Origin of the sequence: Flavobacterium melibiosi (assembly GCF_048158545.1) — a bacterium.
Classification (GTDB): Bacteria; Bacteroidota; Bacteroidia; order Flavobacteriales; family Flavobacteriaceae; genus Flavobacterium; species Flavobacterium melibiosi.
The window spans coordinates 328,856-341,613 of record NZ_JBLNKU010000002.1 but is presented as its reverse complement, the minus strand read 5'-3'; the positions used below and the strand labels follow the sequence as shown (position 1 = coordinate 341,613).

The following is a 12,758-nucleotide window of genomic DNA, read 5'->3' as shown; positions in this document are numbered from 1 at the left end:
TTAAATCTATCTTTGACATCCTTTTAAAAAAAAAGAAATGAGCACAATTTGGTACGAATGCAAAGTAAAATATAGAAAAACGGATGAAACTGGCGGACAAAAGATTACGACAGAGCCATACTTGGTAGATGCATTATCCTATACGGAAGCAGAAAGCAGAATCAATGAAGAAATGTCGGCATATATCAGTGAAGAATTTAAAATCACGAATATAAAAGTGGCTAATTATGCCGAGATTCATCCTTTCGAAAATGCGGATCGTTGGTTTAGATCTAAAGTTTCATTATTGGCGTATGACGAAGAAAGCGGCAAAGAACGTAAATCGAATATGTATTTATTAGTGCAAGCTAACGATGTCAAAGAGGCATATGATAACACCACCAGTGTAATGAAAGGCACGATGGGCGACTATAGCATACCTGCAATTTCGGAATCTCCTATTATGGATGTTTTTCCTTATTTCAGTGGGGAAGAAGCGGAACTGGAACAATTAGAAAGATTCAATGCGCTCAAAGGGTCTAAACCGGAAGCTGCAGTAGAAATGGTGGATCACATGGAATTTGAAACGGCTCCAGAAGAAGAAGCTGTAGTTTAAGATAAGTTGTTTTAAAAACAAACTAACCGCAAATTCGCAAATTATAGAAACAGTTGTTAACTATTTTTATTTGCGAATTTGCGATTTTCTAATTTTAACCTTAAGTTTTTTCATAATTTCAATTAGTCCTGTTTCGCTAAGACTTTTTCGTATGCTTTTCTGGAGCTTCCTCTAAAATATACCTCGCCACAATACGTATAACCCGAACTTTCAAAAATTTTCATCATGGCTATGTTGTCAAAATTGGTATCTGCTTTTATGCTGTAAATGTTGTTGCTTACCGCAAAATCTTCTATGTATCTGAGAATCATTTTAGCCAAGCCTTTACCTAAATACTTTTCAGAAATGGCTACGCGGTGCAGTACTACAAAATCACCATTCGTTAGCCAGTTTCCTTCAATTTTCTCATAGGCAGGTTCGTCATTGATTAGTACCGCACTATAACCTATGATGGTTTCTCCTGTAACCAAAACAAATCCTTCCCCTTTTTCAATATCTTTTTGTACAACTTCTGGATTTGGATATCCGTCTTGCCATTGATTACTGCTGTCTTCTTTTCTTCGTAGGATAGCTTGTTGTAAAATTTCCCATATTGGAGCTATTTCAGATAGTTCCGCTTTTCTAAAGTGATAATTCATTATTGTAATTTGAGTTTTTTCGGTTAATGAGTTTGCTTTAAAAGTACAAAACAAACTTTAAATTTTGCACAATCCATATTTTAGAATGTATTTATTTTTAGCAGATTAATTTGTGGAGCAGAAGTGTTTGTTGCATGTGCTGCGCAAATGTCTCTGACTTTGCGTAATTTTCAGCATCTGTTTAAATTAGTAGTGTCATTAAAGTCTCTGACTTTTGAATACTATTTATTTTTTAGAAGAACATGTTGTGGGCAGAAGTGTTTGTTGTGTATGCTGCGCAAATGTCTCTGACTTTGCGCAATTTTCAGCATTTGTTTAAATTAGTAGTGTCATTAAAGTCTCTGACTTTTGAATACTATTTTCAATCTTGCTTTCCAAATGATATGTTGTGTATGCTGCGCAAATGTCTCTGACTTTGCGCTAATTAAAAATAACCTTAAATACTGTAAACATTTATAAGTCTCCAGATTTTTGCACTATTTCATTGTTGATTGTATTTTACAAAAGCATTAGAATCTAAAACATCAATAATTGGATTATCTGCTTTTTCTATTTTTAATAATCCAGCATCGTTTATGTAATTGCTTGCGCTGGAATAAATATATTGTGAAGCCTTTTCAACTAAATCGGCTCTTACTGGATTTAGATGTATATAATCTAATTTAGACCACATAAATTTATTGGTATAAATTTCTTCGGGATGATTTCCATATTGCCAAAATTGATAGTTTTTGTTTCTTGTATGCTTTTCTGCAGCTAATTTGAAGCGTTCTAGCATCCATTCTTTTCGGCTTTCCGGTACGACTTGGATTTTCTCTAAAATATTTTTTGAGGTAAATTTTTTAAAATCTCTTATCAAATCTGATAATTTACCATCTTGAGATTGAATGATTAAGTGAATGTGATTACTCATTATGACGTAACCATACAAAATCATTCCTTTGTTTTTTATGCAGTAATCCAAAGACTCTATTATACTATCTCTATAAGTTTGCCTGGTAAAAACATCTATCCAATCTACAACTGTTGCCGTTATATAATGTGGTAAAGTCTGGTCCCGAATTACATAGCCTTCTTTCATTTTTGACGTATTTTTAATATAAAAATAACGATTTTAATGACTTGTTGGTGTATTTAAATTTAAGATGATGAAAGTCAGAGACTTTAGGGCGTTTTGTTTTAATTACAGGTTTAAGAAATTGCGCAAAGTCAGAGACATTTGCGCAGCGTTCACGATAACGTTATGTACTCTTCGAAGAGCAGGTTTATTTATCTTTTAGAAGAACACCTTGCGGAGCCTGGGCCTGGTATTTTGCGGAGCGAGATATTAATGTTTATATCCTAATGTTAATGAAAACACTTTGTTTTTGATATTTGAACTACTCATAGGTTCATTATTGATATTAGCTAAACCAAGATTGTAACGAAAATTCACAGATAAATTTTTTGACACATCATAGACGGCTCCAAAATTTAAACCTAAATCAATTGATTTAAGATAATTTTTTATGTCATATTCTGATGTAGATGTATTTAATGATGGCAATGCTCTATCTGAACTATATTTTGCTTTTGCCCTTAATAAGAACCCTATTTGCGGTCCAACCTCAATACTCAGTTTATCTATAATGTAATATTTAGCCATTACGGGTAGATTTAAATAGGATAAGTTCCATTTTCCATCATAAGAATACAGAAAAACTGAAGAAGCATCAAACACAGGTATCTTCATTTTGTTTCCTTGCGTAGAAAATAATAATTCAGGTTGAATTGCAAATTTATCAGTAATTTTTATCTCGGTAAAAATGCCTGCATTAAAACCAATTAAAGGCGAACTATCAGGAAAGTAACCTGTTAAATTTGCAACATTTAACCCTGCTTTTGCTCCAAAGTTGACTTTTTGTGCATTTGTTAAGGCAAATACAAATACTGTTACCGCAGTTAAAATATATTTTTTCATCGGGTTTCTTATTAATTTAAAATGTGAAAATGGCGATAAATTCTATCTCTGTTGTTTTTATCTCATATCAAATATATAAAAATAATCTTATAAAAAATTAAATTTAATTATTGTTTGACCATAAAAAAAATGGCTTTTAAAATTTATTTAAACGCCGTTTTTTTTATATAAAAAGAAGTTTTTTATCGAATTACTTTTACGAATTCTTCAATTTTTTCGTGCTGAGGGAAGTCTTCGGACTTCGTACACATTGCTATATGCCGTTCTAACTTTAGCAATCTTTATTTCCTTGTGTTTGTTAATCATTGGAACGGCTACGAAGTCGAGAGACTTTGCAGAGTAGGTTTAAGAAATTGCGAAAAGTCAGAGACGTTTGCGCAGCATTTGCGAGAAATTTATTTATTTACAAGGACACTTCGTCTTTACTTTTTAGAAGAACATGTTGTGGAGCAGAGTATTTAAATTTAAGATAATGAAAGTCAGGGATTTTAGGGCGTTTTGTTTTAATTACAGGTTTAAGAAATTGCGCAAAGGTCAGAGACATTTGCGCAGCGTTTACGATAACGTTATGTACTCTTCGAAGAGCTTGGTTATTTTCTAATTACTTCTGATGACTGTCTGGCTGTCAAATGCCAACCAATTTCAGACCTAATCCATACATTGGTAAATCTCCTAGGTATCCATTCTTCTAGGTTCGTTGTCAAATTAGTAGGCTGTTGTAATTCTTTGCCCATTACAATAGCAATGTTTTGATTGAAAGTGATTTTTTCAATAATTCTTTCAACTTTAGGGAACTTATGACTATTTTTCATAAGTAAAACAATCTTTTCTGGAGTCACAATTTCTCCATTAGGATTGTTTACCACGTAGTCCTTCGACCATATTTTTAATAATGAAGTCGTGTCACCCTTATCAAGCAATTCTGTCCAATGCTTTTCCAATCTTCTGATTTCTTGCTCATCATTTGATTGTGCAAAGGTAAGCGTAGTTGCAAAAATGAAACTGATCAAGAATAAATTAAAAGTTTTCATAAATCAAATATTTTAGTTTAGTATAACAATTTTTCACGTATAGATTGACTTTTGAAAGTGACGCACAACTCGTTTATACCTGCAATAAAATGGCTCCAATCCACCCAATTTAGGTTGGCTTTGTCCATAAAAAAGTTTTTGCTATTTTTAAATATATAAATATATTACAAATTATTTATAATATGTGAACATAAAAAAAAAACGGCGTTTAAAGTTCATTTAAACGCCGTTTGACTTATATAAAAAAAAGTTGTTTATCGAATCGCTTTCACAAACGCTTCAATTTTTCCAGTTCCGTGTTCGGTTAAATGGGTGATGAAAGCACTACCTATAATCGCTCCTTTGGCAAATTGAGTGGCTTGATTGAAGGTTTCGGCATTGTTGATTCCAAATCCAATTACTTGAGGGTTTTTTAGATTCATTCCTGCAATGCGTTTGAAATACTCTTCTTGGACACTTCCAAAACCAGATTGCGAACCCGTAACACTGGCAGAACTTACCATATAAATAAATCCATCAGAAACGCTGTCAATAAAATGGATGCGTTCGTCAGAAGTTTGTGGCGTAATTAAGAATATATTTTTCAATCCGTATTTTTCGAAAGTTGCTTTGTATTCATCCGCATATACATCAACTGGAAGATCAGGAATGATTAATCCATCGATACCAATCTCCGCACATTTCTTACAGAAATTCTCCACTCCGTATTGCAACATTGGGTTGAAATAACCCATAATCACTAATGGAATAGAAACTGTTTTGCGGATATCCTTTAATTGGTCAAACAAAACTTGAGTTGTCATTCCGTTATGCAATGCTTGAGTGGAACTCGCTTGAATCGTAGGTCCATCGGCCAATGGATCGCTAAACGGCAACCCTATTTCAATCATATCGATACCGCTTTTTTCTAAATCCTGAATGATTTGTACGGTATCATTTAAGTTAGGATATCCCGCAGAGAAATAAATGGAAAGTATCTTTTTGTCTTCTTGTAATTTTTGATTTATTCTGTTCATTGTTTTGTTTTTTGTCCTAATAGGTTTTTAAAAGCTGTTAGGTATATTAGTAAGTTTTTATTTAATTATCTGACTTGCCCAATTATCATTTTGATTTTCCACAAGTAATAATCCAGAATCTGAATCATTCATTTGAGCAACCAATTCTCCTTTATTATTCCAAAAAGCACTTTTTCCGCCAGAAAGATATCCCCAAGATTCACCACTAAAGTTTGACATCAAAACATTCATTTGATGTTTTTGAGCATAGCTTTGCAAATCTAGATAAGCATTTGGGATTCCGTTTGGCGTAAAGAAAATGCTGGCGATATATATATCAGTTGCTCTGTTGCAAGCATTTTCAGGATGCAAAGGATTATCAATATCGGCACAAATGGCAAACGAAATTATTTGATTTTCTATTGATAGCATCGGATTATAATCGAAAGAATATTGAAAAAAATCATCTTCGCCTTCATGCAAAAACTGCTTCGTATAAATGGAAACCGAATTATCGGGAGAAATAATAAATTCTCCAATAAACAAATCTGAATCGATTTGAATTGGAGCTCCGGCGATAATTGTAATATTATTTTCGCTCGCTAATTTTTTTAAATGATCCAGTCGTGAATCGTTTTTTTTGAAAGCCAATTTTTGAGCATCTTCTCTTTCGTAACCTGTAATAGACATTTCTGGAAAAGCAATTAAATTAGCTCCTTTTTGCACGGCCAATAATATAAGACGATAATGGTCGGCTAAATTAGCTTCGATATCTCCTCGTACTGGTTTTGTTTGTGCGGCTGCTAAAATCGTTTTCATTTCTATTATTTATTCCTGCAAGGTTTTCAAAACCTTGTAGGTGTATGTTTTTATATTTACAATTATTAATTTTCCATATAAATCCATGCAACTATTCCGGATTTCAATGTTATTTGAACTCTTTTATACACATTAGATTCGAATTGATCTGCTTTAGTCAGATCTTCACTGGAAACAGTAAAAACAATACCATTTATTTCATCCGAAGGATTTTCGCTTGGTGTTGCTACAAAATAATCTGCCATTCCAAATTCTTCTTCTATTTTTAGATCTTTTAGTTTATAGCCTTTGAGTTGGTCTAGTGTTCCAGTCAATAGCTTGTTAAAAACCTGTATTTGAATTTCTTTAGACTGTAATGTTCCGTAAGAGAATATATGTTCCATAATACTATTTTTTCTCGTTATTTATTTGCGTTAGGGATAGGAACGGCATCCTTTTTTGTGGTTTTTTCTACCACAAAAAAGATATAGTGTACAGCCCGACCCGACTTTTTTTGGGAGGGTAACGCCCAAATTATTCTTCTGTTATAATTTAAAATAATCGATATAGGTATTCAAATCTTTGTCTCCACGACCGGAAAGATTGATGACTACAATATCCTCTGGTTTGAATTTCATTTCGTCCAGAACGGCAAAGGCGTGCGCACTTTCGATAGCAGGAATAAGTCCTTCCATTTTAGATAGTTTTAATCCCCATTGCATGGCTTGATCATCTGTAATCGAGATGAATTGCGCTCTTCCGGTAGCGAATAAATTAGCGTGCATAGGACCTACGCCCGGATAATCCAGTCCTGCCGAAATGGAATACGGCTCGGTGATTTGACCATCAGGAGTTTGCATCAACAAGGTTTTACTTCCGTGAATAACGCCTACTTTCCCTAATGCCGATGTAGCGGCACTTTCGCCTGAATCGACTCCTAATCCCGCTGCTTCGACTGCAATAATTTTCACGTTTTCGTTGTCTAGAAAATGATAATAGGCACCGGCAGCGTTGCTTCCACCACCTACGCAAGCAATCACATAATCAGGGTTTTCACGGCCTTCTTTTTCCAGTAATTGTTCTTTGATTTCCTTAGAAATGACGCTTTGGAAACGCGCCACCATATCCGGATAAGGATGCGGTCCCACGACAGATCCAATGATATAATAGGTGTCAACAGGGTTGTTAATCCAGTCGCGAATGGCTTCGTTAGTGGCATCTTTTAAGGTTCTTGAGCCCGAAAGCGCCGGACGAACTTCAGCACCCAGCATTTTCATACGGGCTACATTTGGCGCCTGACGTTTGATGTCGATTTCTCCCATATACACAATGCATTCCAGTCCCATTAACGCACATACGGTTGCTGTTGCAACGCCATGTTGACCGGCACCGGTTTCGGCAATAATACGTTTTTTGCCCAAGCGTTTGGCTAATAAAATTTGTCCAATCGTGTTATTGACTTTATGTGCGCCGGTATGACACAAATCTTCTCTTTTCAGGTAGATTTTAGTGTTGTATTGTTCTGATAGGCGTTTGGCAAAATAAAGAGGCGTAGGCCGACCTACATAATCTTTTAGTAAGGCGTCAAATTCAGCCTGAAATTCTGGTTCAGCGGTAATTTTTAAATAATTTTGGCGTAATTCTTCCACATTCGGGTATAACATTTCAGGAATGAAGGCGCCTCCAAATTCTCCGTAATAGCCTTTTTCGTTGACGTTGTATGACATAATTTTATTTTTTATTTTGTTTATGCGTAGAGATGCGATAAATCGCGTCTGTACATAATTGTATGTTTTTTAATCCGGGTTCTATTTCAAATTTACTGTTTACATCAATGGCGTAAATGGGTAAATTGGTTTTCGAAATTTCATTTACGGCGCCCATTTCCTCAATTCCGATTCCTCCACTCAAGAAAAAGGGTTTGCTCGACGGATACTTTTCTAATACTTTCCAGTCGAATGTGGTTCCGTTTCCGCCGGGTAATTTTCCTTTGGTATCAAAAAGAAAATAATCACAAACGGCTTCAAATGGTTTCAAAACTTCAAAATCGAATGCATTATCAACAGAGAATACTTTGATGGTTTCAATTGAATTATCTATTTTATTTTTCAAATCCTGACAAAATTCAACAGATTCCTGTCCGTGTAATTGAATGGCTTGCAAATCGTATTTTTGGGCTTTCGCCAAAATAACTTCGGTGCTTTCATTTACAAAAACACCTGTTTTTTTAATCGATTTGGGTAAATCTGGAATCACGCCATCAAAATATCGAGCAGATTTCTCCCAGAATATAAATCCCATATAATCGGGTAGGAGCGAACCTACTTCGAGTATATTATCGGGATATTTCATGCCGCAGATTTTGAGTTTCATAATATGTTTTTTAACTACTAAGTTTATTTTTTGCCACGAAGGCGCAAAGGCGCAAAGTTTAAATTTTACTATTTATTTCAGTCCTTTCAGCGGTCAAAACAATGAAAGGGATTGGATTGTTTTACAATTGATTTATAAATTCCGTTGCTGCTTTACCGGCATTATCCGTTTTCATAAAGTTTTCACCAATTAAAAATCCTTTATATCCGTATGGCTTTAATTCATTAATCGCTTCAACTGATGAAATCCCGCTTTCGGAAACTTTTACAAAATCATACGGGATTTGAGCTGCCAATTGCTTGCTGAAATCTAAACTTACCTCAAATGTTTTTAGGTTTCTATTGTTCACACCAATCATATCTAATGTGGGCATAATCGATTTTTCTAATTCTTCCTGATTGTGAACTTCCAGTAATACTTCTAATCCCAAACTTTTTGCAAATTCAGATAATGATTTGATTTCGTCTCTGGTTAAAACTGCTGCAATTAGCAAAATTAAATCGGCTCCGTGGGCTTTGGCTTCTAATATTTGGTATTCATCAACAATGAATTCTTTTCTCAATAATGGAATGTTGACTGTGGCTCTTGCCAAAAGTAAATCGTCTAACGAACCACCAAAATATTTTCCATCCGTCAATACCGAAATTCCACAAGCACCCGCATTTTCATAACCTTTTGTTACTTCTTCGACAGTAAAACTATAATTGATTTCTGCTTTGGAAGGCGAACGACGTTTGTGTTCTGCAATAATTCCTGATGTGCTGTTTCTTAAATTATCACTCAAAGAAATAGTCTTTTTTTCAAAGAAAACCGAAGCTTCCAATTGCGAAACAGGAATGATGGATTTCTTGAGAATAACTTCTCTTTTTTTGTCAATTATGATTTTATCTAAAATATTCATTATTATTTGTTTAACGTTTTCTTTGTTTAAAGTTTAAAGTTGCTCATCATTTGTAATAATCCATTTCCACAACTTTAAACCTTAAACTATTTTATTTACTCAATTCTTGTAGCGTTTTCAAAGCTACAAGTCCTTTTCCGGACAGCAAACTTTCTTTTGCTATTTGAAATCCTTCTAAAGGAGAACATTTTGTAACGGTCGCAATTGCCATGGCAGCATTGGCACAAACCACATTATTTTGAGCTTCGGTTCCTTTTCCGGAAATAATATCCGTAAACATTTGAGCTGACTCTTCGATGGTTTTTCCACCTTCAATTTCGCTTTGTAACAAAAGTTGAACACCAAAATCTTCCGGATTTAACATTCCTTCCATTGAACTGGTAATCGTTTTTGTAGGTCCTGTCAATGAAACTTCGTCATACCCGTCAAGCGAATGCAAGATGGTGAAATTTACATCGGTATTTTGATACAAATACGCATACATTCTGGCCATTTCTAAATTGAAAACACCGACCAATTGATTTTTTGGAAAGGATGGATTAACCATTGGCCCCAACATATTAAAAAAAGTTTTTACTGCCAATTCTTTTCGGATGGGTCCCACATTTTTCATAGCGGGGTGAAATAGCGGTGCGTGTAAAACACAAATTCCTGCTTTATCGATACATTTTTCCAGAAAATCAGTGTCATTACTGAACTTGATTCCCATTTTTTCCATCACATTACTGGATCCAGAAATAGAAGAAACCCCATAATTTCCGTGTTTTGCCACTTTTATTCCTGCTCCTGCAGCCACAAAAGAAGCCAATGTTGAAATATTGAAAGTATCTTTTCCATCACCACCCGTTCCGCATAAATCGATGGTATTATAGGCTGATAAATCCACACGAATGCACAGTTCTAACAACGCTTCACGAAAGCCCGCAAGCTCTTCGATACTAATGCTTCGCATCATGTAAACGGTAAGAAAAGAAGCAATCTGACTGGTATTATAACTTCCGTTGGAGATATTAACCAATACATTTTTTGCTTCTTCTTTCGAAAGCATTTCATGATTGATTAATCTATTTAATATATTTTTCATTTTTTATTTTGTTTTTGCCACAAAGGCACAAAGGCACAAAGGCACAAAGGCACAAAGGCGCAAAGTTTTAATATTTTTCAGATTTTGGCTCCCCCTCTTTTGGAGGGGGCTGGGGGGATGAACTAACTCTTTACCCAGTTTTCCAATATTTTTTTTCCGTTTGGAGTTAAAACACTTTCTGGATGAAATTGTACACCACGCACATCGTATGTTTTGTGGCGCAACGACATCACCTGCCCATTCTCATCGAATGAAGTCGCTTCCAGAACATCAGGTAAATTGGCGTCAACCACCCAAGAATGATAGCGTCCTACTTCAAATTCATTTCCTAATCCTTCGAATAAAAGTTCATCATCTACTACGGTTTTTACCATCGTTGCTACACCATGATATACTTTATCTAAATTCGAAAGCGTTCCTCCATAAACTTCGCCTATCGCTTGTTGGCCTAAGCATACACCAAAGATACTTTTTGTTGGACCATATTTTCGAATCACGTCTTTCAATAATCCCGCTTCATCTGGAATCCCAGGTCCTGGAGAAAGAAGAATTTTATCGAAAACTGCAATTTCATCAATATCAAATTCATCGTTTCTGTAAACGGTTACTTCGCAATCTAAATCTTCCAGATAATGCACCAAATTATAAGTGAAACTATCGTAATTGTCTATGACTAGTATTTTTTTCATTTTGTTTTCTTTTACCTCACTCCCGGTCCTTCCTCCAAAGGAGAAGGGGACTCTGTGAATAGATTATGTTTTGTAATTACTTGTATAAATGGTTAAGTTGCTCATTCAGAATACTGCGACTGAACACTAAAAACTGAATACTGAACACTACTAAATAGTTTCCGCCAAATCCAAAGCGGCATTCAACGCTCTCAACTTATTATATACTTCCTGCATTTCGCTTTCTTCATCAGAACTGGCTACAATTCCGGCTCCCGCTTGAGAATGCAATTGGTGATTTTTACTCAGAAAAGTCCGAATCATAATGGCGTGATTAAAATTACCTTCAAAATCCATAAAACCGATGGCACCACCATAGAAATTTCTATTCGTTTTTTCATACTCTTCAATCAGTTGCATCGCTCTGTGTTTTGGAGCGCCGCTCAATGTTCCAGCCGGAAAAGTATCGGCTACGACTTGCATCGTTGTTGCGCTTGGGTGCAAATGTCCGGTCACTTTTGAAACTAAATGAATTACGTGCGAGAAAAACTGTACTTCTCTATATTTCTCTACATTGACATTATGACCGTTTCGGCTTAAATCATTTCTGGCTAAATCTACCAGCATCACATGTTCACTATTTTCTTTCTTGTCCTCGGATAATTGTTTCGCAAGAATGGCATCTTTTTCATCATCTCCCGTTCTTTTGAAAGTTCCTGCGATAGGATGAATTTCGGCTTTTCGGTTTTTGACAATGATTTGAGCTTCAGGTGAAGAACCAAATATTTTAAAATCCCCATAATCAAAAAAGAATAAATAAGGGGATGGATTAATGCTTCTCAACGCTCTGTAAACATTAAATTCATCGCCTTTGAAACCTTGGGTAAACCTTCTTGACAAAACCAATTGGAACACATCACCTCTAAAGCAATGTTTTTTGGCTAAAGCCACATTATGTTTGAATTCTTCGTCAGTTAGATTCGAAAATCCTTCTCCTTCTTTAGAGAATTTATAAGAAGCAATATTTCGGGATTGTAATAATTGTTCGATTTCTGAAATGTTATTTCTTCCGTCTAAACTGTGGCAGAAAATATAGGCTTCATTCTTAAAATGATTGATGGCAATTATATTTTGGTACACTGCATAATACACATCGGGAATGGTGTTGCTATTTTCTTTTTTGGCAATAGATACTTTTTCGAAATAACGAACAGCATCGTACGAAATGTAACCGAACAACCCATTATTGATGAATTTGAAATCGTTTTTCTCGGATTTAAACTGACCTGAAAATTCTTGAATTACTGCTGGAATATTGGTATTGGCATCAATATTTATTTTCTCAGAACTCCCGTCAGGAAATGTTTTGTAGATAATTTCATTTTCTATTTTTATAGAGGCAATCGGGTTGCAACAGATATACGAAAAACTGTTGTCATTACCATGATAATCACTACTTTCCAATAATAAACTATTTGGGAATTTATCACGAATTTTGAGATATACGCTAACTGGAGTTATTGTATCGGCAAGGATTTGCTTGTAATTTGTATTTAGTATAAAAGGTTTCAATTTGTATGTTTTTTAGTGTTGTATGATAGTGATAAAATGGGCACAAAAAAAAGGCCTGTCGTGATGACAAGCCTTTTATATTTATAGTTTAATAATACTATAGGAGCTTTGTTCACGACGACTGACGTAAATTATTCCACCAC

General features: G+C 34.9%; 14 protein-coding genes. 1 reads left to right on the top strand and 13 read right to left on the bottom strand.

The window, feature by feature from the left end:
- The first annotated feature begins 37 nt into the window (after positions 1-37).
- Positions 38-595 carry a DUF4494 domain-containing protein gene (locus ACM55F_RS03540; protein ID WP_416852325.1) on the top strand — a complete coding sequence of 186 codons (558 nt, stop codon included), beginning with the start codon at positions 38-40 and terminating at the stop codon, positions 593-595.
- Between the two features lie 122 nt (positions 596-717).
- Here the strand turns inward: ACM55F_RS03540 and ACM55F_RS03535 are convergent, their stop codons facing one another.
- The 13 genes from ACM55F_RS03535 to ACM55F_RS03475 form a co-directional block, all read right to left on the bottom strand.
- Complete coding sequence (locus ACM55F_RS03535; RefSeq protein WP_416852324.1) at positions 718-1,233, bottom strand: GNAT family N-acetyltransferase; 516 nt, start codon at positions 1,231-1,233, stop codon at positions 718-720.
- Positions 1,234-1,714: 481 nt separating this feature from the next.
- Positions 1,715-2,314 (bottom strand): REP-associated tyrosine transposase, encoded by a 600-nt coding sequence (locus ACM55F_RS03530; protein ID WP_416852323.1) that lies wholly within the window; start codon positions 2,312-2,314, stop codon positions 1,715-1,717.
- 246 nt (positions 2,315-2,560) lie between these two features.
- On the bottom strand, positions 2,561-3,193 hold the full coding sequence (locus tag ACM55F_RS03525) for a porin family protein (RefSeq protein WP_416852322.1): 633 nt from the start codon (positions 3,191-3,193) through the stop codon (positions 2,561-2,563).
- A 590-nt stretch (positions 3,194-3,783) separates the two neighbouring features.
- Positions 3,784-4,224, bottom strand: coding sequence for a nuclear transport factor 2 family protein (locus tag ACM55F_RS03520; protein WP_416852321.1), 441 nt, complete (start codon positions 4,222-4,224; stop codon positions 3,784-3,786).
- Positions 4,225-4,478: 254 nt separating this feature from the next.
- Positions 4,479-5,240 carry a tryptophan synthase subunit alpha gene (gene trpA, locus ACM55F_RS03515; RefSeq protein WP_416852320.1) on the bottom strand — a complete coding sequence of 254 codons (762 nt, stop codon included), beginning with the start codon at positions 5,238-5,240 and terminating at the stop codon, positions 4,479-4,481.
- Positions 5,241-5,297: 57 nt separating this feature from the next.
- Complete coding sequence (locus ACM55F_RS03510; RefSeq protein WP_416852319.1) at positions 5,298-6,038, bottom strand: carbon-nitrogen hydrolase family protein; 741 nt, start codon at positions 6,036-6,038, stop codon at positions 5,298-5,300.
- 65 nt (positions 6,039-6,103) lie between these two features.
- Complete coding sequence (locus ACM55F_RS03505; protein WP_416852318.1) at positions 6,104-6,421, bottom strand: gamma-glutamylcyclotransferase family protein; 318 nt, start codon at positions 6,419-6,421, stop codon at positions 6,104-6,106.
- 141 nt (positions 6,422-6,562) lie between these two features.
- Entirely contained in the window at positions 6,563-7,744 is a 1,182-nt protein-coding gene (gene trpB, locus ACM55F_RS03500; protein WP_416852317.1) for a tryptophan synthase subunit beta, read from the bottom strand.
- Between the two features lie 4 nt (positions 7,745-7,748).
- Positions 7,749-8,390, bottom strand: coding sequence for a phosphoribosylanthranilate isomerase (locus ACM55F_RS03495; RefSeq protein WP_416852316.1), 642 nt, complete (start codon positions 8,388-8,390; stop codon positions 7,749-7,751).
- Between the two features lie 121 nt (positions 8,391-8,511).
- Entirely contained in the window at positions 8,512-9,291 is a 780-nt protein-coding gene (gene trpC / locus ACM55F_RS03490) for an indole-3-glycerol phosphate synthase TrpC (protein WP_416852315.1), read from the bottom strand.
- Positions 9,292-9,382: 91 nt separating this feature from the next.
- Positions 9,383-10,375 carry an anthranilate phosphoribosyltransferase gene (gene trpD, locus ACM55F_RS03485; protein WP_416852314.1) on the bottom strand — a complete coding sequence of 331 codons (993 nt, stop codon included), beginning with the start codon at positions 10,373-10,375 and terminating at the stop codon, positions 9,383-9,385.
- 122 nt (positions 10,376-10,497) lie between these two features.
- Entirely contained in the window at positions 10,498-11,064 is a 567-nt protein-coding gene (locus tag ACM55F_RS03480; protein ID WP_416852313.1) for an anthranilate synthase component II, read from the bottom strand.
- Positions 11,065-11,214: 150 nt separating this feature from the next.
- Positions 11,215-12,615, bottom strand: a complete 1,401-nt coding sequence (locus tag ACM55F_RS03475) for an anthranilate synthase component I family protein (protein ID WP_416852312.1) — start codon at positions 12,613-12,615, stop codon at positions 11,215-11,217.
- Positions 12,616-12,758 lie beyond the last annotated feature (143 nt).